At 62.6% G+C, this 23,095-nt stretch carries 30 protein-coding genes; 28 read left to right on the top strand and 2 right to left on the bottom strand.

All coding sequences use genetic code 11. From position 1 onward, the window contains the following. Positions 1-11 precede the first annotated feature (11 nt). The 19 genes from rplB (at position 12) to map (ending at position 10,477) form a co-directional block, all read left to right on the top strand. Positions 12-848, top strand: a complete 837-nt coding sequence (gene rplB / locus RIT73_RS02095; protein WP_309130397.1) for a 50S ribosomal protein L2 — start codon at positions 12-14, stop codon at positions 846-848. A 15-nt stretch (positions 849-863) separates the two neighbouring features. Further along, positions 864-1,145 (top strand): 30S ribosomal protein S19, encoded by a 282-nt coding sequence (gene rpsS / locus RIT73_RS02090; RefSeq protein WP_113905439.1) that lies wholly within the window; start codon positions 864-866, stop codon positions 1,143-1,145. A 42-nt stretch (positions 1,146-1,187) separates the two neighbouring features. Continuing rightward, positions 1,188-1,574, top strand: coding sequence for a 50S ribosomal protein L22 (gene rplV, locus RIT73_RS02085; protein WP_309130396.1), 387 nt, complete (start codon positions 1,188-1,190; stop codon positions 1,572-1,574). After that, positions 1,574-2,395, top strand: coding sequence for a 30S ribosomal protein S3 (gene rpsC / locus RIT73_RS02080; RefSeq protein WP_309130395.1), 822 nt, complete (start codon positions 1,574-1,576; stop codon positions 2,393-2,395). Before rplV ends, rpsC begins: the two co-directional genes overlap by 1 nt. Before the next feature lie 3 nt (positions 2,396-2,398). Beyond that, positions 2,399-2,815, top strand: coding sequence for a 50S ribosomal protein L16 (gene rplP, locus RIT73_RS02075; protein ID WP_113905442.1), 417 nt, complete (start codon positions 2,399-2,401; stop codon positions 2,813-2,815). Positions 2,816-2,817: 2 nt separating this feature from the next. After that, positions 2,818-3,069, top strand: a complete 252-nt coding sequence (gene rpmC / locus RIT73_RS02070; RefSeq protein ID WP_309130394.1) for a 50S ribosomal protein L29 — start codon at positions 2,818-2,820, stop codon at positions 3,067-3,069. Beyond that, a complete protein-coding gene (gene rpsQ / locus RIT73_RS02065; RefSeq protein ID WP_309130393.1) occupies positions 3,069-3,356 on the top strand; it encodes a 30S ribosomal protein S17 in 288 nt (95 codons plus the stop codon). The genes rpmC and rpsQ overlap by 1 nt, the downstream gene beginning before the upstream one ends. Positions 3,357-3,503: 147 nt before the next feature. After that, positions 3,504-3,872: a 50S ribosomal protein L14 gene (rplN, locus tag RIT73_RS02060; RefSeq protein ID WP_009379205.1), complete on the top strand. Its 369-nt coding sequence runs from the start codon at positions 3,504-3,506 to the stop codon at positions 3,870-3,872. Positions 3,873-3,874: 2 nt separating this feature from the next. Beyond that, positions 3,875-4,243, top strand: coding sequence for a 50S ribosomal protein L24 (gene rplX, locus RIT73_RS02055; RefSeq protein ID WP_309130392.1), 369 nt, complete (start codon positions 3,875-3,877; stop codon positions 4,241-4,243). Beyond that, positions 4,243-4,812 carry a 50S ribosomal protein L5 gene (rplE, locus tag RIT73_RS02050; protein WP_309130391.1) on the top strand — a complete coding sequence of 190 codons (570 nt, stop codon included), beginning with the start codon at positions 4,243-4,245 and terminating at the stop codon, positions 4,810-4,812. The genes rplX and rplE overlap by 1 nt, the downstream gene beginning before the upstream one ends. A gap of 67 nt (positions 4,813-4,879) precedes the next feature. Beyond that, entirely contained in the window at positions 4,880-5,278 is a 399-nt protein-coding gene (rpsH, locus tag RIT73_RS02045; protein WP_309130390.1) for a 30S ribosomal protein S8, read from the top strand. 15 nt (positions 5,279-5,293) lie between these two features. Next, entirely contained in the window at positions 5,294-5,830 is a 537-nt protein-coding gene (gene rplF, locus RIT73_RS02040; RefSeq protein ID WP_309130389.1) for a 50S ribosomal protein L6, read from the top strand. 2 nt (positions 5,831-5,832) lie between these two features. Continuing rightward, positions 5,833-6,213, top strand: coding sequence for a 50S ribosomal protein L18 (gene rplR / locus RIT73_RS02035; protein WP_309130388.1), 381 nt, complete (start codon positions 5,833-5,835; stop codon positions 6,211-6,213). Beyond that, positions 6,210-6,908, top strand: a complete 699-nt coding sequence (gene rpsE, locus RIT73_RS02030) for a 30S ribosomal protein S5 (RefSeq protein WP_309130387.1) — start codon at positions 6,210-6,212, stop codon at positions 6,906-6,908. Before rplR ends, rpsE begins: the two co-directional genes overlap by 4 nt. Then, positions 6,908-7,090 (top strand): 50S ribosomal protein L30, encoded by a 183-nt coding sequence (gene rpmD / locus RIT73_RS02025; protein WP_309130386.1) that lies wholly within the window; start codon positions 6,908-6,910, stop codon positions 7,088-7,090. Before rpsE ends, rpmD begins: the two co-directional genes overlap by 1 nt. A gap of 1 nt (position 7,091) precedes the next feature. Continuing rightward, positions 7,092-7,544, top strand: coding sequence for a 50S ribosomal protein L15 (rplO, locus tag RIT73_RS02020; protein ID WP_309130385.1), 453 nt, complete (start codon positions 7,092-7,094; stop codon positions 7,542-7,544). A 206-nt stretch (positions 7,545-7,750) separates the two neighbouring features. Beyond that, positions 7,751-9,052 (top strand): preprotein translocase subunit SecY, encoded by a 1,302-nt coding sequence (gene secY / locus RIT73_RS02015; RefSeq protein WP_309130384.1) that lies wholly within the window; start codon positions 7,751-7,753, stop codon positions 9,050-9,052. A gap of 31 nt (positions 9,053-9,083) precedes the next feature. Beyond that, the gene (locus tag RIT73_RS02010) at positions 9,084-9,650 is read left to right on the top strand and encodes an adenylate kinase (RefSeq protein ID WP_309130383.1); all 567 of its coding nucleotides are present in this window, start codon (positions 9,084-9,086) and stop codon (positions 9,648-9,650) included. After that, positions 9,647-10,477, top strand: coding sequence for a type I methionyl aminopeptidase (map, locus tag RIT73_RS02005; protein ID WP_309130382.1), 831 nt, complete (start codon positions 9,647-9,649; stop codon positions 10,475-10,477). The genes RIT73_RS02010 and map overlap by 4 nt, the downstream gene beginning before the upstream one ends. Before the next feature lie 72 nt (positions 10,478-10,549). On the opposite strand, the gene RIT73_RS02000 is transcribed toward map, so the two are convergent. Next, positions 10,550-11,701: an aminotransferase class I/II-fold pyridoxal phosphate-dependent enzyme gene (locus RIT73_RS02000; protein WP_309130381.1), complete on the bottom strand. Its 1,152-nt coding sequence runs from the start codon at positions 11,699-11,701 to the stop codon at positions 10,550-10,552. A 205-nt stretch (positions 11,702-11,906) separates the two neighbouring features. Here RIT73_RS02000 and RIT73_RS01995 point away from each other — a divergent pair, with 205 nt between their 5' ends. The 7 genes from RIT73_RS01995 (at position 11,907) to rplQ (ending at position 16,539) form a co-directional block, all read left to right on the top strand. Continuing rightward, positions 11,907-13,196, top strand: a complete 1,290-nt coding sequence (locus tag RIT73_RS01995) for an MFS transporter (protein WP_375294964.1) — start codon at positions 11,907-11,909, stop codon at positions 13,194-13,196. Positions 13,197-13,395: 199 nt separating this feature from the next. Beyond that, positions 13,396-13,617, top strand: a complete 222-nt coding sequence (gene infA / locus RIT73_RS01990) for a translation initiation factor IF-1 (RefSeq protein WP_025777906.1) — start codon at positions 13,396-13,398, stop codon at positions 13,615-13,617. A gap of 59 nt (positions 13,618-13,676) precedes the next feature. Continuing rightward, entirely contained in the window at positions 13,677-13,790 is a 114-nt protein-coding gene (gene rpmJ / locus RIT73_RS01985; protein WP_009884960.1) for a 50S ribosomal protein L36, read from the top strand. A gap of 207 nt (positions 13,791-13,997) precedes the next feature. Continuing rightward, positions 13,998-14,366, top strand: a complete 369-nt coding sequence (gene rpsM / locus RIT73_RS01980; protein ID WP_009379249.1) for a 30S ribosomal protein S13 — start codon at positions 13,998-14,000, stop codon at positions 14,364-14,366. A 51-nt stretch (positions 14,367-14,417) separates the two neighbouring features. Next, on the top strand, positions 14,418-14,822 hold the full coding sequence (rpsK, locus tag RIT73_RS01975) for a 30S ribosomal protein S11 (RefSeq protein WP_113905458.1): 405 nt from the start codon (positions 14,418-14,420) through the stop codon (positions 14,820-14,822). A 155-nt stretch (positions 14,823-14,977) separates the two neighbouring features. After that, complete coding sequence (locus RIT73_RS01970) at positions 14,978-15,976, top strand: DNA-directed RNA polymerase subunit alpha (RefSeq protein WP_309130379.1); 999 nt, start codon at positions 14,978-14,980, stop codon at positions 15,974-15,976. A gap of 23 nt (positions 15,977-15,999) precedes the next feature. Then, a complete protein-coding gene (rplQ, locus tag RIT73_RS01965) occupies positions 16,000-16,539 on the top strand; it encodes a 50S ribosomal protein L17 (protein WP_309130378.1) in 540 nt (179 codons plus the stop codon). 498 nt (positions 16,540-17,037) lie between these two features. On the opposite strand, the gene putP is transcribed toward rplQ, so the two are convergent. Next, the gene (gene putP, locus RIT73_RS01960; RefSeq protein WP_309130377.1) at positions 17,038-18,558 is read right to left on the bottom strand and encodes a sodium/proline symporter PutP; all 1,521 of its coding nucleotides are present in this window, start codon (positions 18,556-18,558) and stop codon (positions 17,038-17,040) included. Between the two features lie 335 nt (positions 18,559-18,893). Between putP and RIT73_RS01955 the strand changes: the two genes are divergently transcribed. Beyond that, the gene (locus RIT73_RS01955) at positions 18,894-20,543 is read left to right on the top strand and encodes a stealth family protein (RefSeq protein ID WP_309130376.1); all 1,650 of its coding nucleotides are present in this window, start codon (positions 18,894-18,896) and stop codon (positions 20,541-20,543) included. Positions 20,544-20,572: 29 nt separating this feature from the next. After that, the coding region (locus RIT73_RS01950) for a glycosyltransferase (RefSeq protein ID WP_309130375.1) at positions 20,573-23,095 on the top strand (2,523 nt) is incomplete at its 3' end.

Genomic DNA, 23,095 nt, shown 5'->3' with positions numbered 1-23,095 from the left:
GGACAAGACTCATGGGAATCCGTAAGCACAAGCCGACGACTCCGGGCCGCCGTGGCTCGTCTGTCGCCGACTTCGTCGAAGTGACCCGGTCTACACCGGAGAAGTCGCTTCTGCGTCCACTGCCCAAGCGCGGTGGCCGCAACAACCAGGGCCGCGTGACCACTCGCCACCAGGGCGGCGGTCACAAACGTCAGTACCGTGTCATCGACTTCCGTCGGCATGACAAAGACGGTGTTCCGGCGAAGGTCGCTCACATCGAATACGACCCGAACCGCACCGCGCGGATCGCTCTGCTGCACTATGCAGACGGAGAGAAGCGCTACATCATCGCCCCGCACAAACTGGAGCAGGGCGCTCAGGTGGAAGCCGGACCGGGTGCAGACATCAAGCCGGGCAACAACCTTGCCCTGCGCAACATCCCAGTCGGTACCGTGGTGCACGCTGTAGAGCTGCGTCCCGGTGGCGGTGCCAAGATCGCTCGTTCTGCCGGTTCGTCCGTGCAGCTCGTGGCGAAGTACGGCCGCTTCGCTCAGCTGCGCATGCCGTCCGGAGAGATCCGGAACGTCGATGCTCGCTGCCGCGCAACCGTCGGCGAGGTCGGCAATGCCGAGCAGTCGAACATCAACTGGGGCAAAGCAGGCCGCATGCGTTGGAAGGGCAAGCGCCCAACCGTCCGCGGTGTCGTGATGAACCCGATCGACCACCCGCACGGCGGTGGCGAGGGCCGTACTTCGGGTGGTCGTCACCCAGTCAGCCCGTGGGGTCAGCCAGAAGGCCGCACACGCCGGCCGAAGAAAGAGAGCGACAAGTACATCGTGCGCCGTCGCCGGACCGGCAAGAAGCGCTGATTGGAGTACTGACTTATGCCTCGTAGCCTGAAAAAGGGTCCTTTCGTCGATGAACACCTGTACCAGAAGGTGGCTCGTCAGAACGAGAAGAACACCAAAAACGTAATCAAGACCTGGTCTCGTCGCTCGATGATCATCCCGGATTTCCTGGGACACACCATCGCCGTACATGACGGACGCAAGCACGTGCCAGTCTTCATCACTGAAGCGATGGTCGGACACAAGCTTGGCGAGTTCGCACCTACACGGACGTTCCGTGGCCACGAAAAGGACGATCGCAAGGGTCGCCGCCGCTGATGCGGGGCACTCTTTCGATCCTAGAGAAGAGAGAAGGAAGCGATGGAAGCCAAGGCTAAGGCGCGGTACCTGCGCGTTACGCCTCGCAAGGCTCGGCGCGTCATCGACCTCATTCGTGGTCAGCAGGCGACCGAAGCACTTGCAGTGTTGAAGTTTGCAGAACAGTCGGCCTCAGAGCCGATCTACAAGCTCGTTGCCTCCGGCATCGCGAATGCGCGTGTCAAGGCGGACGAGCAAGGCGTTGCGTTCGATGAGAACGAGTTGGTCGTCTCGGAAGCTTTCGTTGACGAGGGTCCAACCATGAAGCGGTTCCGTCCGCGTGCCCAGGGTCGTGCTTTCCGCATTGAGAAGCGCACCAGCCACGTAACTGTGGTCCTGGCCAGCGGTGACGACCTGCCTCAGCGCAAGAGCCGGAAGGGGAACCGCTAATGGGCCAGAAGATCAATCCAAACGGATTCCGACTCGGAATCACCACGGATCACAAGTCGAAGTGGTTCTCTGACTCGAACAAGCCGGGTCAGCGCTACAGCGACTACGTGCTCGAAGATGTGAAGATCCGTCAGATGATGACCAAGGGCCTTGAGCGCGCTGGCATCTCGAAGGTCAACATCGAGCGCACCCGTGACCGTGTTCGGGTCGACATCCACACTGCCCGTCCGGGCATTGTGATCGGACGTCGTGGAGCCGAAGCCGACCGCATCCGCGGTCAGCTCGAAAAGCTGACCGGCAAGCAGATTCAGCTCAACATCCTTGAGGTGAAGAACCCGGAGATCGACGCGCAGCTCGTCGCTCAGGGTGTTGCCGAGCAGCTGGCCAGCCGCGTGGCGTTCCGCCGCGCAATGCGCAAGGCCATCCAGAGCGCTCAGCGTGCAGGTGCCAAGGGCATCCGCGTGCAGTGCTCGGGTCGCCTCGGCGGTGCTGAGATGAGCCGGTCGGAGTTCTACCGCGAAGGTCGTGTGCCGCTGCACACCCTGCGCGCGAACATCGACTACGGCTTCCACGAGGCGCACACCACATTCGGACGCATCGGCGTCAAGGTGTGGATCTACAAGGGCGATATGACCGACAAGGAGCTTGCCGCCGAGCAGGCGAAGGCTCCTGCAGCTCGTGGCCCCCGTGGCCGTGGGCGCGGCCGTGGCGGCCGTGGTCGTGGTCAGGAAGGCGCAGCAGCACCGCGTCGCAATGACCAGGCCCGTACGACTGATAACAGCGCCGAAGCCCCTGCGGCTGAGGCCGGATCGGAGGGCTGACCAATGCTGATCCCTCGTCGAGTGAAGTACCGCAAGCAGCACCACCCCAAGCGGGGCGGCGCTGCGAAGGGTGGCACGACGGTGTCCTTCGGTGACTACGGCATCCAGGCTCTCGAGCCCGCCTACGTCACCAACCGGCAGATCGAGGCCGCACGTATTGCCATGACGCGCTACATCAAGCGTGGCGGCAAGGTGTGGATCAACATCTACCCGGACCGACCGCTGACGAAGAAGCCTGCTGAGACCCGCATGGGTTCCGGTAAGGGTTCGCCCGAGTGGTGGGTCGCCAATGTCAAGCCGGGCCGAGTGATGTTCGAACTCGCCGGTGTGTCCGAGGAAGTTGCTCGCGAGGCCCTGCGCCTGGCGATCCACAAGCTTCCGCTCAAGGCCCGCATCGTGGCCCGCGAAGGTGGTGAGTGAGTATGGCTATCGGTTCCAAGAACCTGTCCATGGACGCACTGAACGGTTTCGACAACGAGCGTCTGGCCGAAGAGCTCAAGAAGGCCAAGGCCGAGCTCTTCAACCTGCGCTTCCAGTCGGCCACCGGTCAGCTGGAGAACCACGGTCGACTCAAGGCTGTGCGCCGCGACATCGCTCGCATCTACACCGTGCTCAATGAGCGGGAGCTGGCGATCCGTCCTAACCCCGCTGACGCCAAGGAAGAGGACAAGTGATGACTGAGTCCACGAATCCCGAGGCCAAGCCTGAGGAGCGCAACTCGCGCAAGACTGTGCGTGGCTACGTCGTTTCCGACAAGATGCAGAAGACCATCGTCGTCGAGGTCGAGGAGCGCGTGAAGCACCGCCTCTACGGCAAGGTGCTGCGCAAGTCGAACAAGATCAAGGTTCACGATGAGGAGAACACCGCTGGTGTCGGTGACCTCGTCCTCGTGGCCGAAACGCGTCCGGTCTCGGCCGCGAAGCGCTGGCGGCTCGTCGAGATCATCGAACGCGCCAAGTAAGCCAACGCCACCCCTCCCACCCGGTCCCGCCCACGGCTTGACTCAAGCCGTGGGCGGCTACCGGGAACGGGGTGAAATGTCCGAAAATCCGTTCCGCAAGGCTCATGCGCATCAGCGTGAGAACCGGCGCGACGACAGGAGAGAAAAGTGATTCAGCAGGAGTCGCGACTCAAAGTCGCCGACAACACCGGAGCGAAGGAGATCCTGGCCATCAGGATCCTCGGCGGTTCCGGTCGGCGCTACGCCTCGATCGGTGACACCATCGTGGCAACCGTCAAAGACGCAATCCCCGGCGGCAACGTGAAGAAGGGTGACGTCGTCAAGGCCGTCATCGTTCGCACCGCCAAGGAACGCCGTCGTCCGGACGGTTCGTACATCAAGTTCGACGAGAATGCAGCAGTCATCCTCAAGAACGATGGCGAGCCGCGCGGAACCCGTATCTTCGGGCCCGTGGGACGCGAATTGCGTGACAAGAAGTTCATGAAGATCGTCTCCCTGGCACCGGAGGTGTTGTGAGCATGGCGAACAAGCTCAAGATCAAGAAGGGCGACCTCGTCCAGGTGATCGCCGGCGCCCGTCAGTCACGTGGTGGCGACCGTGGGAAGCAGGGCAAGGTCCTTGCCGTCTACCCCGACCGCAATCGCGTCCTCGTTGAGGGCGTCAACCGCGTGATCAAGCACAAGAAGGCTACGCAGACTCAGGCCGGCGGCTCCGCCGGCGGCCGTGAGACCCACGAAGCCCCCATCCACGTGTCCAACGTGGCGCTCGTTGATCCCAAGGACAACAAGCCCACCCGCGTCGGATACCGCGAGGAGACCGTGGAACGCGATGGTCGCACCAAGACCATCCGGGTCCGCTACTCGCGTCGTACCGGGGAGGAGATCTGATGACGGAGACAACCACCAACCGTCCAGCGCCACGCCTCAAGCAGCTCTACCGCGAAGAGATCGTGGCCAAGCTGCAGGACGAGTTCAACTATGCCAACCCGATGCAGGTTCCCGGACTGACCAAGGTCGTCGTGAACATGGGTGTGGGTGACGCAGCACGCGATTCGAAGCTGATCGAAGGCGCAATCAACGATCTGACTCTGATCACCGGTCAGAAGCCGATCGTGACCCGCGCACGGAAGTCCATCGCCCAGTTCAAGCTGCGCGAAGGTCAGCCCATCGGAGCCCACGTCACCATGCGCGGCGCTCGGATGTGGGAGTTCGTTGACCGTGTCATCACTCTGGCTCTTCCGCGTATCCGCGACTTCCGCGGACTCTCGGATCGTCAGTTCGACGGGAACGGTAACTACACCTTCGGTCTCACGGAGCAGTCCATGTTCCACGAGATCGACCAGGACCGGATCGACCGCGTCCGAGGTATGGATATCACCGTTGTGACCACAGCGAAGACCGACGACGAGGGACGTGCACTGCTGCGTCACCTCGGGTTCCCGTTCAAGACAAACTAATCGCTACGTCGCAGGTCCAAGCACAGATTGTGGGCGGAAACCGTGACGAGGAAGGGCTAGAGCCCAAATGACAATGACTGATCCAGTCGCAGACATGTTGACACGTCTGCGGAACGCCAACTCGGCTTACCACGAGGACGTCAGCATGCCGTTCTCGAAGCTGAAATCCAACATCGCCGAGATCCTCAAGACCGAAGGCTACATCACCGGCTGGAGCGTCGAAGACGCTCAGGTCGGGAAGACCCTTCGCCTGGACCTCAAGTTCGGTCCCAACCGTGAGCGTTCGATCGCCGGCCTGCGCCGTGTGTCGAAGCCAGGTCTGCGCGTTTACGCGAAGTCGACCAACCTGCCCAAGGTCCTCGGTGGACTCGGCATCGCCATCCTGTCGACGTCGTCAGGTCTCCTGACCGACCGCCAGGCCGCCAAGAAGGGTGTGGGTGGGGAAGTCCTCGCCTACGTCTGGTAAGGAAGGAGAGAAGACATGTCACGTATTGGCAAGAACCCGATCTCCGTTCCCAGTGGCGTAGAGGTCAAGATCGACGGCCAGGACGTCGCGGTCAAGGGACCCAAGGGAGAACTGTCCGTCACCATCGCCGAGCCGATCACCGTATCGCTCGACGACAGTGTCGTGACCGTGACCCGTCCGAACGACGAGCGGGAATCCCGTTCGCTGCACGGGCTGTCCCGCACCCTGATCAACAACATGGTCATCGGTGTGACCGAGGGCTACTCGAAGGGCCTCGAGATCGTCGGCACCGGTTACCGTGTCCAGGCCAAGGGATCGAACCTCGAGTTCGCCCTCGGCTACAGCCACCCGATCACCGTCGAGGCGCCTGAGGGAATCTCCTTCACCGTCGACGGGCAGACCAAGCTGGCTGTCCACGGCATCGACAAGCAGCTGGTCGGCGAGACCGCCGCCAACATCCGGAAGCTGCGCAAGCCTGAGCCCTACAAGGGCAAGGGTGTGCGCTACGCCGGCGAAAATGTCCGTCGCAAGGTCGGAAAGGCTGGTAAGTAGAGATGGCCTTTGGCAAGAAGGAAAGCTACGGCAAGGGCAGGGCTGCGGCCCGCAAGCGTCGTCACGTTCGTCTGCGCAAGCATGTCAGCGGTACGGCGGAACGCCCTCGTCTCTCAGTGACTCGTTCCACGCGCCACGTCTTTGTCCAGGTCATCGACGACACCGTCGGCAAGACCTTGGCATCGGCCTCCACCATGGAAGCCGACCTGCGCGCACTCGAGGCAGACAAGACCAGCAAGGCCCGCAAGGTCGGCGAGCTGGTCGCTCAGCGCGCCAAGGAAGCCGGCGTGGAATCCGTCGTCTTCGACCGAGGCGGCAACGCCTACCACGGTCGCGTGCAGGCGATCGCCGAAGGTGCCCGTGAAGGAGGATTGGCCCTATGAGCACTGAAGAGAACAAAGAGCAGCAGGCACCTGCTGCCGAGACCCGCAACGACAACAGCGGTGACCGCGGAGGCCGCGGTCGCGGTGACGGTCGCGGCCAGGGCGGTCAGGGCGGCCAGGGCCGTGGACGTGGCGATGGCCGCGGACGCGGTGGTCGCGGTGACCGCGAGGAGAAGAGCCAGTTCATCGAGCACGTCGTCACGATCAACCGCGTGTCGAAGGTGGTCAAGGGTGGACGTCGGTTCTCCTTCACCGCTCTCGTCGTGGTCGGTGACGGCGACGGCATGGTCGGCATGGGCTACGGCAAGGCGAAGGAAGTTCCTGCCGCCATCGCCAAGGGTGTCGAGGAGGCGAAGAAGAACTTCTTCCGCGTTCCCCGCATCCAGAAGACCATTCCGCACCCGGTTCAGGGTGAAGCCGCGGCAGGCGTCGTCCTGCTCCGTCCGGCTGCCCCCGGTACCGGTGTGATCGCCGGTGGTCCCGTGCGTGCAGTCCTCGACTGCGCCGGCGTCCAGGACATCCTGTCCAAGTCGCTGGGATCCTCGAACGCAATCAACATCGTCCACGCTGCGATCAAGGCTCTGCAGAGCCTCGAGCGCCCCGAGGAAGTCGCGGCTCGCCGTGGACTGCCCGTGGACGAGGTCGCTCCTCACGCTCTCCTGCGTGCGGCTGCTGAAAGCGGGGCGAAGGCCTGATGGCAAAGCTCAAGATAACCCAGCGGAAATCCGACATCGGCGGCAAGCAGAACCAGCGGGACTCGCTGCGTTCGCTCGGGCTGAAGCGGATCAACGATGTGGTGGTGCATGAAGATCGCCCGGAGATCCGGGGAATGATCAACGTCGTGCGTCACCTCGTGACTGTGGAAGAGGTGGATTGATATGTCGAACAACGACGCACTCAAGGTCCACGATCTCCGTCCTGCCCCCGGCGCCAAGACCGCCAAGACCCGTGTGGGTCGTGGTGAAGGCTCCAAGGGCAAGACCGCCGGCCGCGGAACCAAGGGCACCAGTGCCCGTTACCAGGTTCCGCACGGCTTCGAGGGTGGACAGACCCCGATGCACATGCGTCTGCCGAAGCTGCGTGGGTTCAAGAACCCCGCCAAGGTGACGTTCCAGGTTGTCAACCTCGACAAGCTGTCAGCCCTGTTCCCGGAAGGCGGTGACGTCACCGTCGCCGATCTGGTGGCCAAGGGTGCTGTGCGTCCGAAGCAGCCCGTGAAGGTTCTCGGCACCGGTGAGATCACCGTGGCCCTGAACATCACTGCGGACAAGTTCTCCGGCTCCGCGCTGGAGAAGATCAAGGCTGCAGGCGGCAACGCCACCGAAGCCTGATCCGCACGCCCCCTGGTCACAGGGGGAGTGAGGGACAGCATGAGGGGACGGTCACTTCGGTGGCCGTCCCTTCGTCGTCCCCGCATACCGCGGCACCGACCGTTTCGCAGGGGGCGACCATATCCTGGTAGTCTTTTGCAGGTATTTGTCTCATTCTCCTGGTCGTGAGAGCGACCCTGACTTTCATCCCCCACTGAGGAGGACGCTTGATCGGCGCAATTCGGAGGGCATTCAGAACGCCCGACCTGAGGAACAAACTCCTCTTCACCCTGGGGATCCTCGTCATCTTCAGGCTCGGTTCGTTCATCCCCACTCCGGGAATCGACTATTCCCAGGTCCAGGAGTGCGTCGCGTCCCCGCAATTGAACTCCGGTGGCTTCGCGATGATCAACCTGTTCAGCGGCGGTGCGCTGCTGCAGCTGTCGATCTTCGCCCTGGGCATCATGCCCTACATCACTGCCAGCATCATCGTGCAGCTGCTGCGCGTGGTCATCCCGCGCTTCGAGGCACTCCACAAGGAAGGCGCCTCGGGGCAGGCCAAACTCACGCAGTACACCCGGTACCTGACCATCGGCCTGGCGATCCTCAACTCCACGACGCTGATCGCCACAGTGCGCTCCGGTGCCCTGTTCGGCAACGTCGAGGGCTGCACCGATCTGATCACCAACGACACCTGGTGGGGGATCACCATCATGGTGCTCACCCTGACCGCCGGCACCGGCCTGATCATGTGGCTGGGCGAGCAGATCACCGAGCACGGCGTCGGCAACGGCATGTCGCTGCTCATCTTCATCTCCGTGGCTGCAGCGTTCCCATCCTCGCTGGGCGCGATCTTCCGCGAGCAGGGTCCGGACATCTTCCTCCTCGTCCTCGCCGTCGGACTCGTCCTTGTCGCACTCGTCGTCTTCGTCGAGCAGTCGCAGCGCCGGATTCCAGTCCAATACGCCAAGCGCATGGTCGGCCGCCGGATGTTCGGCGGGACCTCGACCTACATCCCGATCAAGGTCAACATGGCCGGCGTGATCCCCGTGATCTTCGCCTCATCGGTCCTCTACCTGCCGAGCCTCATCGCCCAGTTCTTCGATCCGCAGACGAAGTGGGTCGAATGGATCAACACCTACTTCACCCGCGGCGATCATCCGATCTACATCACGATCTACGCCCTGCTGACGATCTTCTTCGCCTACTTCTACGTCGCGATCACCTTCAACCCGGAGGAGGTCGCGGACAACATGAAGAAGTACGGCGGCTTCATCCCCGGCATCCGCGCCGGCCGCCCCACCGCTGACTACCTGAGCTATGTACTCAGCCGCATCAACTTCCCGGGCTCGCTCTACCTGGCTTTCGTCGCTCTGATCCCGCTGATCGCACTGATCCTCATCAACGCGAATCAGAACTTCCCCTTCGGCGGCACCTCGCTGCTGATCGTGGTGGGAGTCGGTCTCGAGACCGTCAAGCAGATCGACGCGCAGATGCAGCAGCGCCACTACGAAGGTCTGCTGCGCTGATCAGCCGCGGACACCCAACGGAAGGACACTCATGAGTTCACGCATCATCCTGATCGGCCCGCCCGGCGCCGGTAAAGGCACCCAGGCGGCTCGGCTCGCCGAGGCCCTGAGCATCCCGGCCATCTCGACGGGAGACATCTTCCGAGCCAACGTCAAGGGTGAGACAGAACTCGGACAGCTCGCCAAGCGCTACATGGACGCCGGCGAATACGTTCCCGACGAGGTGACCAACAAGATGGTCGCCGATCGATTGGCCCAGGACGACGCTGCGGACGGCTTCCTCCTCGACGGCTACCCGCGCACGACCGCGCAGGTGACTGAGCTCGACCGGATTCTCGCCGAGCAGGGCGTGGAGATCGAGCACGTCGTCGAGCTCACCGCCGACACCGACGAGGTCGTCGCCCGGCTGCTCGCCCGCGCGCAGAAGGAAGGCCGCAGCGATGACAACGAGGACGTCATCCGCCATCGCCTCGACGTCTACGCCGAGCAGACGCAGCCGCTGACGGCCGTCTACCGCGAGCGCGGACTGCTGCGCCAGGTCGACGGCCTCGGTGAGGTCTCCGCGATCACCGACCGCATCCTCGACGTCATTCGATGATCTTCGGTCCCAGGATCGAACTGAAGAGCCCCGCACAGCTGCGCTCCATGCGCAGAGCGGGGCTCGTCACGCGAGCGGCCCTCGATGCCGCCCGCCGGGCCGCCGTTCCCGGAGCCACCACCGCGGAGGTGGACGCCGCCGCTGAAGCCGTCATCTCCGAGGCGGGCGCTCGGTCGAACTTCAAGGGCTACCAGGGGTTCCCCGCCGTGCTGTGCATCTCTGTCAACGAGGAGATCGTGCACGGGATCCCGGGTTCGCGGGTGCTCGAGCCCGGAGACCTCGTCTCGATCGACGGGGGAGCCATCGTCGATGGCTTCCACGGGGACTCTGCCTTCACGATGATCGTCGGCGGCGAGAACTGCGGCAGCGCTGTCGATCGGGCGCTGTCCCAGGCCACTGAGGCCGCCATGTGGGCCGGCATCGCCGCCTTCGCCACGGGCACCCGAGTGTCCGACATCGGTGACGCCATCGACGACCACGTGAGTGAGCACGCTCCCGACTTCGGACTCGTGGAGGAATTCACGGGTCACGGGATCGGCTCGTCGATGCACATGGCGCCCGAGGTGCTCAACTACCGGGCGAAATCCAACGGACCGCGGATCAAACCGGGGATGTGCCTCGCGATCGAGCCCATGCTCACTGCAGGATCGCCGGAGAGCAGGACTCTCGGCGACGACTGGACCGTCGTCACCGCCGACGGTTCGCGCGCCAGTCATTGGGAGCACAGCGTCGCTCGCCACGAGGGCGGGGTCTGGGTGCTCACTGCCGAGGACGGGGGAGCGGCCGGGCTCGCGCCCTTCGGGATCGTCCCGGTTCCCGTCGACTGACACGGTCGCCGGAGCAGACTGAGCGGATCAGCTCGATCGAGCTGATCCGCTCAGGTGTCTCAGGGGGCAGTCTCAGGAGGCGACGGCAGCGCCGATGCGCTCCACCGCTTGCTTGAGCAGAGGACGGGGAAGGGCGAAGTTGAGGCGGATGTGTCCCTGCCCGACCTCGCCGCACAGCCGCCCCTCGGTGATCGCGACCTTCGCGTGCGCGGTGAAGTGCCCGGCCAGGTCGGATTCGATGCCGTAGCCGCGCAGGTCCAGCCAGGCCAGGTACGTGCCCTCGGGCGCGATGTAGGAGGCCCTGGGAAGATGGTCGGCTATGAGGTCCGAGAGCAGTTCCCGATTTCCCCTCAGGTAGTCGGTGATCTCCGCCAGCCAGTCCCCGCCCTTCGTGTAGGCCGCGGTCGTGGCGAGGATGCCGGGATTCGACGCGGCGCCGGAGACGAATCCGCCCATCCGCTTCCACACCGCTCGGTCGTCGTCGTTGGTCAGGATCAGCTGTGCGCACTTGAGCCCGGGGATGTTGAACGCCTTCGACGCCGCCGTCGCCGTCACCGTGTGCGACGCCGTGACGTCTGTGAGGGAGGCGTAGGGCCTGTGTCGGGCAGGGGAGTAGACGAGCGGAGCATGGATCTCATCGGAGAAGACCCGCGCTCGGTTGCGGTCGACCACCTCGGCGATGGAGAGCAGCTCCTGTTCGGTGTAGACCTTGCCGATCGGGTTGTGCGGATTGCACAGGACGAAGACAGCCCCGGGCGTCAGCGCGGCGTCGATGGCGTCGAGGTCGAGCGCCCAGACGTCCTCCTGCCGCTTCATCGGCACCTGGATGAGTTCGCGGCCGACGACCCGGGCGACGTCGAAGAACGGCATGTAGGCCGGCGTGGGGAGGACGATGGGGGTGTCGGCCGGGGTGAGGAACTGGAGGACCCCGATGAAGCCGGCGAGCACATCGCTGGCGAGCTCCACGGTCTCGCTCGGGAACTGCCAGCCGTAGCAGTCGGCGTAGAAGTCGGCGGTCGCCTGTCTGAGGTCGGCGACAGTGCCGTAGGGGGCATAGCCGTAGAGGTCGCGCTCGTCGAGCTCGCGCAGCGCATCCCGCACGACTGGGGCGACCCCGAAGTCCATCTCCGCGATGAACGCCCCGAGGCTGCCGGGGAAGCTCGACCATTTGCGGCCGCCCTTGGCCACCAATGAGCTCTCCGTGATCGAATCCAACTGGTGCATCGTGATCCCTCGTCCTTCAGCGTTCGCAGTGTTCTCATGAATCCTGTCCACGTTTCACGCTAGCAGTCGCGGGCCGTCCGGCGGCAGGCTTCGCGACTCGAGATGTCACCGTGACGGGTTCCGGGAGTGCGGCCGGCAGCAAGGCGGCTGTGAGACGATGGGGGAGCGTGACAAACGGACAGGGGAAAGGGCGAGAATGCCGCGGGTGAGCAGGGCAGAAGCGACGAGTTCGGCCTTTCGTCGCAATCAGTGGGCGCTGAGCCTCGCACAACTGTTCTCCGGCATCGGAATCGCCACCGGCTTCGCCGTCGGCGGGATCCTCGCCGAACGTCTGACCGGGCGCACCGAACTCGCCGGTTTCGCGCAGACGGCCTCCATCCTCGGTGCCGGGATCCTCGCCGTGCCCCTGGCCCGGCTGGCCGTGCGACGTTCGCGTCGCTTGGCGCTCAGCTGCGGCTACGGCCTGGCCCTGGCCGGAGCGCTGCTCATCGTCGGCGCCGTGATCATCGGAATCGACATCCTCTTCTTCGTCGGGATGGGCTGCTTCGGAGCAGCCACCGCCTCCGGGCTGCAGAGCCGCTATGCCGCCACCGACTCCGCCCCGGAGCACCTCAGGGGCTCGGCCATGTCGGTGGTCGTGTGGGCGACGACGATCGGATCGGTGCTGGGGCCCAATCTCTCCGAGCCGGGGGCCCGGCTGGGACGGGCACTGGGAATCGACCCGCTGTCGGGGCCCTTCATCATCTCGACCGTCGTCTTCGCCCTCGCCGTCGTCAGCGTCCTGTGCATGAAGACGCTGACCGCCGTGCCTCACGGCAGCGCCGAGGCTCAGGCGAGCGGCGCGACCCCGGCACGCACTGCTCGCCGAGGCGGGACCTGGGCCGCCATCCGCCGGTCCCCGGGCGCTCTCAAGGGGCTGCTGTCGGTGGTCACCGGTCACATGATCATGGTCTCGACGATGGTGATGACACCGCTGCACATGGACCACCACGGTCTCGGTCTCGAACTGATCGGCATCACAATCGGAGGGCACATCCTCGGCATGTACGGCCTGTCCCCCGTCTTCGGTCTGCTCACGGACAAGTACTCCGCGTCGGCGGTGATCGGCCTCGGGCAGGGCCTGTTCGCGATCGCGCTGGTCCTCGGGTTCATCGACGCGCTGGGGGAGTCGTCCTTCCTCCGACTCTCGATCTCGCTGTTCGTACTCGGCCTGGGGTGGTCGGCGTGCCTCATCGCCGGATCCACCCTGCTGACGACGGAGATCGACGACGAGCACCGGGTCCCCGTTCAGGGTGTGTCCGATGCGGGGATGAACTTGGGCGCGGCCGCTCTTGCGGCTCTCGCCGGACCGCTGCTCGCCCTCGGCGGGTTCGCCTGGATCACGGTGATGGGCTTCCTCGTGCTCGCCGTCGCGGTGCTCGTCGGGGTGCGGGCGCGACGTCAGTCACGTCACACCGCCGACACCGCTGAAATGTGGAATGATCAACGCCCATAGTGTAGGGTTGATGATTGGTCTGTTCTCACTCAACTCACCCTTTTTCGGTTATGGGCGGCATCTGTCATCCATGGCCGTCCATGTGGTGTGAAGAACCAATCCGCGTGATCGGGAGAACAGGAGTCGCCGACATTGAGTCGGGGATACACGATTACGTCGAACGCGAAGGTTTCGCGGGAATACGAGGTTAGCGAACGATATGGCCAAAAAAGAAGGGGTCATTGAGATCGAAGGCACCGTTGTCGAGGCACTCCCGAACGCATCGTTCAGGGTTGAGCTGAGCAATGGTCACAAGGTGCTGGCTCATATCTCAGGGAAGATGCGGCAGCACTACATCCGAATACTGCCCGAGGACCGTGTCGTGGTGGAGCTGTCTCCCTACGACCTGTCGCGTGGACGGATCGTTTACCGCTACAAGTAAGGATCTTCGATCATTCGAGCCGCCCTTGTCAGAGGTGCAGGCCGGAAGAAGGAATAACGATGAAGGTTAAGCCCAGCGTCAAGAAGATCTGCGAGAACTGCCAGATCACCCGCCGTCACGGTCGGGTCATCGTGATCTGCTCCAACCCGCGCCACAAACAGCGTCAGGGTTGAGCACAGCTTCGAGCAGAACGAAGCGCCTGCGAAGGGCTATGCCCCCTTCGGGTGCTGCAGCACCACACCCGCGCAGACCTCGCCCCCTGGTTTGAGCCGCTTGCGGCTTGAAGCAGGACGATACCTTCGGTCGGGGGCCGAGGACCTTGGGAACCCAAGGACAGGTCTGCATCAGCACCTCCGTAACAACAACAGGAGTTAGTACCTATGGCACGACTTGCCGGAGTCGACATTCCGCGTGAAAAGCGCGTGGAAGTCGCCTTGACATACATCTATGGTGTGGGCCGCACGCGTGCGCGCCAGACCCTGACGGAAACCGGGATCAACCCTGATACTCGGGTGAAGGACTTGAGCGACGCAGAGCTCGTCCAGCTGCGTGACTACATCGAGGGCACATTCCAGGTTGAGGGTGACCTCCGTCGTGAGGTGGCCGCCGATATTCGCCGCAAGGTTGAGATCGGAAGCTACGAAGGCCTGCGCCACCGCCGCGGACTGCCGGTTCGCGGACAGCGGACCAAGACGAATGCGCGTACCCGCAAGGGACCGAAGCGCACCGTGGCCGGTAAGAAGAAGTAACATGCTCACCCGGTTGACTCGCATCAGCCACCTCGATCAGGAGTAAAATCAATGCCTCCCAAGTCACGCGCCGCAACAGCGCGTAAGCCTCGTCGCAAGGACAAGAAGAACATTGTCGCTGGCCAGGCCCACATCAAATCCACCTTCAACAACACCATCGTGTCGATCACGGATCCTTCCGGTGCTGTGATCTCCTGGGCGTCCTCCGGTGAGGTCGGCTTCAAGGGTTCGCGTAAGTCGACCCCGTACGCCGCACAGATGGCTGCGGAGTCCGCTGCCCGCCGGGCCCAGGAGCACGGCCTGAAGAAGGTCGACGTCTTCGTCAAGGGACCGGGCTCGGGCCGCGAAACCGCGATCCGCTCCCTGCAGGCCGCCGGCCTGGAGCTGGGCACCATCCAGGATGTCACCCCGGTTCCGTTCAACGGCTGCCGTCCTCCCAAGCGCCGCCGCGGCTGACCCTTTCCGTGTGATCTGCACCGCCGGGGCGGCATCAGCCGTGCCCGGGTTGCAGAGCGGATTCTACGAATACCCGAACCGTTCATCATGGCCCCAGGGGTCATGACGTGCAGTGCGAACGTCATATAGCGGATGTTCGCTGAAAGGAAGCCCACGTGCTCATAGCACAGCGCCCAACGCTCACGGAAGAAGTCGTCTCCGACAACCGCTCACGGTTCGCCATCGAACCGCTGGAGCCAGGATTCGGCTACACCCTCGGCAACTCTCTTCGTCGCACCTTGCTGTCGTCGATTCCAGGTGCCGCCGTCACGTCCATCCGGATCGACGGCGTGCTCCACGAGTTCAGCACCGTCCCGGGAGTCAAGGAGGATGTCACTGAGTTCATCCTCAACCTGAAGTCCCTGGTCGTCTCCTCGGAGTTCGATGAACCAGTCGTTGCCTACTTGCGTAAGCAGGGACCAGGCACCGTGACCGCTGCCGATGTCTCGGCTCCGGCCGGAGTCGAGATCCACAACCCGGATCTGCACATCGCCACGCTCAACGGCGAAGGCCGGCTGGACATGGAACTGACCATCGAACGTGGACGCGGCTACGTCTCCAGCGCTCAGAACAAGAACGCGGATGCAGAGATCGGCCGGATCCCGGTCGACTCGATCTACTCCCCGGTTCTCAAGGTCACCTACAAGGTCGAAGCCACTCGTGTGGAACAGCGCACCGACTTCGACCGTCTGGTGCTCGACGTCGAAACCAAGCCATCGATGAGCCCCCGTGATGCGATCGCATCCGCGGGTAAGACCTTGGTCGAGCTCTTCGGCCTGGCGCGGGAACTCAACGTCGAAGCAGAGGGCATCGAGATCGGTCCTTCGCCGGTTGACGCGGCTCTGGCCGCCGATCTGGCGCTGGCCATCGAGGATCTTGATCTGACCGTGCGCTCCTACAACTGCCTCAAGCGTGAGGGCATCCACACTGTCGGAGAGCTCGTTGCTCGCAGCGAAGCCGACCTGATGGATATCCGCAACTTTGGTTCGAAGTCGATCGACGAAGTGAAGGCCAAGCTCAATGAGCTGGGCCTGAGCCTCAAGGACAGCCCCGCCGGATTCGAATCCGGTCTCGTTGAAGAGGACCAGTCCTACGTCGAAGACGAACAGTACTGATCAAGACCTAGGAGTATCTCACTATGCCAACCCCAACCAAGGGTCCCCGCCTCGGCGGTTCGCCCACTCACGAGCGCTTGATGCTCAACAACATGGCTGCCCAGTTGTTCGAGCACAAGCAGATCACCACGACCGTGACCAAGGCCAAGCGCCTGCGTCCGGTGGCGGAACGCCTCATCACCGCTGCGAAGAAGGGCGACCTCGCCGCCCGTCGTCGTGTGCTCGGCCAGATCGGCGACAAGTCGATCGTGCACGAGCTCTTCACCTCGATCGCCGAGACCATGGCCGAGCGTCCTGGCGGATACACCCGTATCACCAAGATCGGTCCCCGTTCCGGTGACAACGCGCCGATGGCCGTCATCGAACTGGTCCTCGAGCCCTACTCGCCGAAGCAGGCCACCGTGAAGGAAGCGGAGCAGGTCACCGAGACCGCCGCTGCCGAAAGCGCTGCTGCCGACGATTCTGCTGCTGACACCGCTGCAGACGCAGAGAACACCGAGGATCCTGCTGCAGATGCATCGACCGAAGCGTCGAACGACGAAGCTGCAGACGAGACCAAGTAAGGTCCACACGCTGCCGTGAGTCCGGGAACGGGCTCGATGGTGGCGAGACACTTCAGGCGGGCACCCACTGGGTGCCCGCCTGAAGTGCGTCTGGAGGTGGAGGCAGAGGGAGCCCAGCTCTGCCCGCCTGCGTCTCCTTCTGCTCACATGTGCGGCCGAGGGGCACAGGCGTTCCCCGGGGCCCAGCCCTCTCCTGCCTGCTTCCCTGGTAAGGCGCCGAGCGGACCAGGTGCTGCCGAGAGCACCACTTCCCACCGGCGGCTGCACCGGGCGGACCGACAAACTTCGAGCGACCCAGCTATGAGGGGGCCGCTCAGTTCGAACCGGTACTCTCGACGCCCGAGACGCTGCCGCGAGAAGCACTCAGCGGCAGAGCGTCCCAAGACTGGGAGGTTCTGCCGCTGAGTTGTGCGTCGGGTCCTTTCCGGCCCGGGAGCGTTCAGTTCACTGGTGGGAGTTCAGATCACCGAAAGCGCTCGTGTCTCGTTCAAGCCTCACTCATTTGACCTTCGAGAGCTCGACGGATTCGTCGAATTCGAGGTCTGCTTCGGCATCGTGCTTGTACGTCAGCTTGCTGACGACGACCGCCACGAGCAGGTTGACGGCGAAGCCGGGGATGATCTCGTAGATGGCCTCCGTCAGCGGAGTGCCGACCTGACCCCAGACGAAGGCGACGACGGCACCTGATGCCAGTCCGGCCAGAGCACCCCAGCTGGAGAGCTTCTTCCAGAACAGGGTGAGCAGGACGATCGGTCCGAAGGACGCGCCGAATCCCGCCCAGGCGAAGGCCACGAGCTCGAGGATGCTGTTCGAGGGGGAGAGCGCGAGCAGGACGGCGACGACGGCGACGACAAGGACGCCGAGGCGACCGAGCAGCACATATGTCTTGTCCGCAAGCGTCCGCTCCGAACCTGCACGCTCTGCGACGATCTTGTAGAGATCCTCGATGAGGGCGGACGAGCACACGACGAGCTGTGAGGAGATCGTCGACATGATGGCTGCCAGCACGGCGGCCAGGACGAGTCCCGCGATGAATGGGTGGAACATGATCTGTGCCAGGTCGAGGAACACCGTCTCGGGGTCCGTCGGCTTCATATCGGCATGCTGAGAGAAGTAGGAGATGCCGACGATCGCGGTGGCGATGGCGCCGAGCGCAGAGATCGCCATCCAGCCGACGCCGATGCGTCGTGCCACCGTCGCATCCGCCGGAGTCCGCAGAGCCATGAATCGCACGATGATATGCGGCTGCCCGAAGTAGCCCAAGCCCCATGCCAGGGCGGAGATGACAGCCAGATAGGTGCCGCCGGCCCAGAAGGGCCCGCTGCCGAAGAGGCTGAGCAGACCCGGATCGATTTCCCGGACGTTGGAGATGACCTCGCTCGGACCGCCGGCGTTGACGACGGCGACAACGGGAACTGCGATGAGGGCGGCGAACATGAGCAGTCCCTGGGCCACATCGGTGAGAGTGGCGCCGAGGAATCCGCCGAACAGTGTGTAGAGCATCGTGATTCCGGCGACGATGAGCATTCCCGCGAGGTAGTTGAGCCCGAAGCTCGACTCGAAGAACTTGCCTGCAGCGACCATTCCGGACGACACGTAGAAGGTGAAGAACACCAGAATGATGACACCGCAGACGATGCGCAGCAGGCGACTGCGGTCCTTGAGCCGCTGTTCGAAGAAGCTCGGGATCGTGATCGAATCACCGGCCCGCTCCGTGAACGCGCGCAGACGTGGGGCGACGAACTTCCAGTTGACCCAGGCTCCGGCAGTCAGACCGATGGCGATCCAGGCTTCGACCAGACCGGAGAGGTAGATCGCTCCGGGGAGACCCATGAGCAGCCATCCGGACATATCAGAAGCACCGGCGCTGAGCGCGGCGACGCTGGGACGCAGACCGCGCCCGGCCAGCATGTAGTCGTCGAGGCTGTTCCTCGTCTTGCGGTAGGCGAACCAGCCGATGGCGAGCATGCCTGTGAAGTACAGGACGATGGCAATTGTTCGGAAAGTTGGTTCCGTCATTTTGACTCTGTTTCTCTAGACAGCATCCGCGAGCTTACCGCACATGGAGACGAGGATGTGAAACAGCTGACACCTGCCTGTGCGCGCTAAAGCTGTCTCTGCAGGTGAGATGGGCGAGACAGGATGAGTCAAATCGGTGGCGTCGCTGAGGTGCTCGAGTCCGCCGGTCACTGTCGATCGTGACGAGGGGGTTGTGGGTTTCCTGGGCTCTGGCCCGGGAAGTGCTGGAGAAGAAGAGTGGACTATAGGTGTGTTGGTGTCAGTAAAAGGCGACGACATCTGTAGGCTCGTTTGGAAAATCGGGTCTTCCCCAGCGATGTACAGGAGATTGTGACATGTTCACGACGCTTCTCGCTCCGGTTCGCGGAACCGTGGCCTCAAGGTTGAGCGTGCGGCAGAAGCTGCTGGTGTCGAAACTTCGGCACGGTGAGTTGGACTGGCAGGAGTATGCGAAGCAGTCGGTCGTGGCCTTGCCGGGCAGGGCGAAGTTCGAGTGCGAACCCGCCGACTCCATTCATGTCTCCCAGTCCGCGACGGAGGAGAACCTCCGAAGAATCCGGCAGAAGCTGTCGGATGCCGGAATCGAATTCGTTGAGCTTCCCCGTCGAGGATTGGACTGCCCGCTTCTGGTGGTCCCTCGATCGAGAATGCGCACGACGTTGAGCGCACTCGATCGACTGCCTGCGGCTCGTGGATGGGAACGATCGTTCGAAGACACACGATTGGGACGGATCTCTGAGCGCCAGGCGGCGAGGAAATTCGACGAGATCGCCAGGGTTCGCTGCCGGCGCCGTGTCGATGCTCCGAACGGACGCGAACTGAGCTCGCCTTGCGAGGACATCATCGTCGAGTTCTGGGACCACCTCGGGCCGCGCGAGCAGCGCGTGGACGGGTCCACGCATGTCTCCGGCACGCTTCACCGTCGGGTGCGGAACCCTCGGATCCTCGTCGAGTACCTCACTCCTGGCATGTGGGACGACGCTGTCAGGAACCGCGATCGGAAGGTCGAGTTCGAGGCCCCGGACATCTACTCGGTGCGAGGCCCCGTCGACGTCGTCTACACCTGGGTGGACGGGTCGGACGTCGCGTGGAAGAAGCGGCAGCTGAGCGCCCGCGGAATGACCGATGAAGCTCAGCTCAACGCCACCGCACTCTCCGCATCGCGGTTCACCAACCGCAACGAACTCATGTACTCACTGCGCTCTCTGGAGTCGTACGCGAGCTGGGTCAACCACGTCTTCATCGTCACCGATCAGCAGGTTCCCGAGTGGCTGGACACCAGCAATCCCAAGGTCACCATCGTCGATCATCGCGAAATCTTCCGAGATCCGACCCATCTTCCGGTGTTCAACTCCCATGCGATCGAGTCGCAGCTCCATCACATCGAGGGGCTGAGCGAACACTACCTGTACATGAACGACGATCTCTTCTTCATGCGGCCGACGTCTCCGGAGCTGTTCTTCACCGGCAACGGCATGTCGAAGTTCTTCCCTTCGACAGCGCCTCTCGATGTCGCTGAACCGTCGGCGAGGGATCTGCCCGTGCTGTCCGCGGCGAAGCACGGTCGCGAGTTCATCCTCACCACACATGGGAGGACCGTCTCCCATAAGTTCAAGCACACGCCGCATCCGCAGCTGAGGTCCGTGCTCAGCGAGATGGAGCGGAACAACCCCGAACTGTTCGACGCAGTGTCCGCGTCGAAGTTCCGCCACCCCGATGACTACTCGATCGCTTCCAGCCTCTACCACTTCCACGCCTATGCAGAGGGCAGGGCGATCGACGCCGGCATCAGGTACGCCTATATGGACATTGCCCGGCAGGATGCCGCGCTCTATCTCCATCGCCTTGCCCGGCGCAGGGACCTCGACGTCCTGTGTCTCAACGACACGGACTTCGGCAACGGTGATCCGGAAGCACTCACGGCTCAGCTCACGGAATTCCTCGAGGACCGCTTCCCGTTCCCCAGTTCGTTCGAGAAGAACTGAACTCCGACCTTTCGCAGCAAAGGAATGACATGTCCCGATTCACTCTGATCTCAGCGATCTACAACGTCGCGAGATACCTGCCGGACTTCCTCGAGTCTCTCGACGAACAGGATTTCGATCACTCGCAAGTGCAGGTGGTCCTCGTTGACGACGGATCAACTGATGAGTCGGGCGATCTCATCGCCAATTGGGCGACGGACTACGAGGTGACGGTCGTCCGCCAATCCAATGCCGGCCAGGGCGCCGCGAGGAACGCAGGACTCGACGTCGCGACCGGGGAATGGGTGAGCTTTCCCGATCCCGATGACATACTCGACCCGCAGTACCTCGGCCGTGTGCACTCGTCGCTCAAGGAAAACCCAGGCGCGGTGATGGTGGGGACTCACCTTTTTGATTTCTGGGAGGCCAAAGGTGAGGTCGGGGATTCTCATCCTCTCAAGTTCCGTTTCAGCGGAGGAACGCAGATGGTCGATCTCGACCGCTTTCCGCGAAACATTCAGATGAGTGCTTCCACCGCCTTCTTTCGTCGGGACTCGATCGAGAAGGTCCGATTTGATCCTCGGATCCGTCCCGTGTTCGAAGACGCTCATTTCGTTCAGTTGTATCTGTTGGCGCAGAGATCCAGACTTGTCATTTTTGCTGCGGATGCTCGATATTTGTACCGACGGCGAGAAGACGGTACTTCTACTCTGCAGACCAGTGGCACGACTCCGGCTCGTTACACGGATGTTTTGGAATTCGGTCTGCTTGATCTGTTCCAGAGTGCCGCTGAAGATGGCGAGGTGCCCAAGTGGCTCCAGTATGCCGTACTTTATGATCTGTTCTGGGTACTGCGGAGTGAAGATTCGCTCTCACCGAAGACAGGGGCATTGGCATCGTCGATTGCTGACAGGTTTGTTCAACTGTTGTGCTCTATTCGCTCGCTCCTCAGCGAAGAGGCCATACGTACGTTCGACATCATTCAAGTCTCTCCTGCGCAACGCGAAGTCATGCTCTTCGGCGTTCTGAAACTCGACTGGCATTCTGAGCAGGTACTGGTATCAGGATTCGACAAGGCTCGAGAGCTCATGAAGCTCACTTACCGTTTTTCTGGTTCGAAGCCTCAGGAGACGCTGGCGTTCCGCGGTCTCGAAGCTAGCCCAATGCATGCCAAGACACGATCATTCAAATACTTGGGAAAGCCCTTGCTCAGGGAGAGATCACTGTGGGTCTCTTCCCGTGGTACCGTCGAAATCCGACTGGACGGCAAGCTGATGCCGCTGAGGTTCGGCGCTCCGGAGCGCGAACAATTCGCTGTTCGTCCTGCGGTTGTCTCCAAAAAGTTCGCCCGACCGGCGTCAGTTCAACGAAACCGTCCGCGTCGCCAGCGAACAACACTAGACGATCGGCTCACGACGATTCTCGCGAATTCACAACGGTTCCGAGATCGATTCGCTGGGGCCTGGATCTTCATGGATCGAGTGGCAGTCGGAAACGACAACGCCGAACATCTATTCAAATACACGCGCAAGCGTCATCCTCGTCGAAACGCATGGTTCGTGGTTGACCCAAACTCTGCAGATTGGTCAAGGCTGAAATCTGAGGGAGTTGATCGTCTCATTCCACATGGTTCAAGGCTGTGGAAGATCGCTTGTCTCAATGCGGAGAAATTCATCTCCTCTCACATCGACCTGAATGTGATCAGACCATTCACTTTGAGCAATGGTCACTTTCCTCGCTGGGACTATGTGTTTCTACAGCATGGAGTCACAAAGGACGACCTATCCCGTTGGTTGAATGGCAAAAACCCCTCATTGATACTCACCGCCACGGAGCCGGAGTATCGATCCATTGTCGGAGATGACAGCAGTTACAAGTTCAGTGGTCGGGAAGTCGAGCTTACTGGTTTCCCTAGGTTTGATCGTCTGGCTGAACTTGATGCGACCCTGGGCAACGAACCCAAGCAGTACGTCACAGTGTTCCCTACTTGGCGCAAAGGACTGGACTCGCTCAGGTCGGAGATGGTGGACAGACAGGAGGCGATCGGCGCTTTTCGCAGTTCCGATTTTGCGCGGAATTGGTCGGAGCTGCTCACTTCGCCGGAACTCCTGCGCATCGCTCGATCGAAGAACCTGCGGATCCGTTTCATGCCGCACCCCAACATCCAACCGTTCCTCGAATGCTTCGATCTGCCGAGCGAGGTAGAGGTTGTCAGCTACGCCGAGCAGAATATCCAAGAGGCGATTGTCGACTCGGAAGTCGTCATCACTGACTATTCGTCGATCGCCTTCGATGCGGCCTTCATCGACAGGTCGGTCCTCTACTACCAGTTCGACCAGGAGGAGGTCTTCGGCGGGGCGCACACGACCCTGCCCGGCTACTTCTCCTATGAGGACGACGGATTCGGGCCGGTGGCGGCCACGGGGGACGAGGCACTGACCGTCTTGGCAGAACTCGTCGCGGGGACGCACCCCGGCCTCGGCGAATATGCCGAACGGCGGAGGAGGACGTTCACTCTATCGCGCACAGAGAACTGCAAGCGGGCGTACCGGGCTATTCTCGCCACGATGCGA

Origin of the sequence: Brevibacterium sp., assembly GCF_031179145.1 — a bacterium.
Classification (GTDB): domain Bacteria; phylum Actinomycetota; class Actinomycetes; order Actinomycetales; family Brevibacteriaceae; genus Brevibacterium.
Note: the sequence above shows the minus strand (reverse complement) of the source record. Positions and strands in the feature narration are given on the sequence as shown.

Excerpts from the sequence above, each read along its gene's own strand:
- rplB (WP_309130397.1), top strand. The coding sequence starts at position 12 with ATGGGAATCCGTAAGCACAAGCCGACGACTCCGGGCCGCCGTGGCTCG.
- rpsS (WP_113905439.1), top strand. The coding sequence starts at position 864 with ATGCCTCGTAGCCTGAAAAAGGGTCCTTTCGTCGATGAACACCTGTAC.
- rplV (WP_309130396.1), top strand. The coding sequence starts at position 1,188 with ATGGAAGCCAAGGCTAAGGCGCGGTACCTGCGCGTTACGCCTCGCAAG.
- rpsC (WP_309130395.1), top strand. The coding sequence starts at position 1,574 with ATGGGCCAGAAGATCAATCCAAACGGATTCCGACTCGGAATCACCACG.
- rplP (WP_113905442.1), top strand. The coding sequence starts at position 2,399 with ATGCTGATCCCTCGTCGAGTGAAGTACCGCAAGCAGCACCACCCCAAG.
- rpmC (WP_309130394.1), top strand. The coding sequence starts at position 2,818 with ATGGCTATCGGTTCCAAGAACCTGTCCATGGACGCACTGAACGGTTTC.
- rpsQ (WP_309130393.1), top strand. The coding sequence starts at position 3,069 with ATGACTGAGTCCACGAATCCCGAGGCCAAGCCTGAGGAGCGCAACTCG.
- rplX (WP_309130392.1), top strand. The coding sequence starts at position 3,875 with ATGGCGAACAAGCTCAAGATCAAGAAGGGCGACCTCGTCCAGGTGATC.
- rplE (WP_309130391.1), top strand. The coding sequence starts at position 4,243 with ATGACGGAGACAACCACCAACCGTCCAGCGCCACGCCTCAAGCAGCTC.
- rpsH (WP_309130390.1), top strand. The coding sequence starts at position 4,880 with ATGACAATGACTGATCCAGTCGCAGACATGTTGACACGTCTGCGGAAC.
- rplF (WP_309130389.1), top strand. The coding sequence starts at position 5,294 with ATGTCACGTATTGGCAAGAACCCGATCTCCGTTCCCAGTGGCGTAGAG.
- rplR (WP_309130388.1), top strand. The coding sequence starts at position 5,833 with ATGGCCTTTGGCAAGAAGGAAAGCTACGGCAAGGGCAGGGCTGCGGCC.
- rpsE (WP_309130387.1), top strand. The coding sequence starts at position 6,210 with ATGAGCACTGAAGAGAACAAAGAGCAGCAGGCACCTGCTGCCGAGACC.
- rpmD (WP_309130386.1), top strand. The coding sequence starts at position 6,908 with ATGGCAAAGCTCAAGATAACCCAGCGGAAATCCGACATCGGCGGCAAG.
- rplO (WP_309130385.1), top strand. The coding sequence starts at position 7,092 with ATGTCGAACAACGACGCACTCAAGGTCCACGATCTCCGTCCTGCCCCC.
- RIT73_RS02010 (WP_309130383.1), top strand. The coding sequence starts at position 9,084 with ATGAGTTCACGCATCATCCTGATCGGCCCGCCCGGCGCCGGTAAAGGC.
- map (WP_309130382.1), top strand. The coding sequence starts at position 9,647 with ATGATCTTCGGTCCCAGGATCGAACTGAAGAGCCCCGCACAGCTGCGC.
- RIT73_RS02000 (WP_309130381.1), bottom strand. The coding sequence starts at position 11,701 with ATGCACCAGTTGGATTCGATCACGGAGAGCTCATTGGTGGCCAAGGGC.
- infA (WP_025777906.1), top strand. The coding sequence starts at position 13,396 with ATGGCCAAAAAAGAAGGGGTCATTGAGATCGAAGGCACCGTTGTCGAG.
- rpmJ (WP_009884960.1), top strand. The coding sequence starts at position 13,677 with ATGAAGGTTAAGCCCAGCGTCAAGAAGATCTGCGAGAACTGCCAGATC.
- rpsM (WP_009379249.1), top strand. The coding sequence starts at position 13,998 with ATGGCACGACTTGCCGGAGTCGACATTCCGCGTGAAAAGCGCGTGGAA.
- rpsK (WP_113905458.1), top strand. The coding sequence starts at position 14,418 with ATGCCTCCCAAGTCACGCGCCGCAACAGCGCGTAAGCCTCGTCGCAAG.
- rplQ (WP_309130378.1), top strand. The coding sequence starts at position 16,000 with ATGCCAACCCCAACCAAGGGTCCCCGCCTCGGCGGTTCGCCCACTCAC.
- putP (WP_309130377.1), bottom strand. The coding sequence starts at position 18,558 with ATGACGGAACCAACTTTCCGAACAATTGCCATCGTCCTGTACTTCACA.
- RIT73_RS01955 (WP_309130376.1), top strand. The coding sequence starts at position 18,894 with ATGTTCACGACGCTTCTCGCTCCGGTTCGCGGAACCGTGGCCTCAAGG.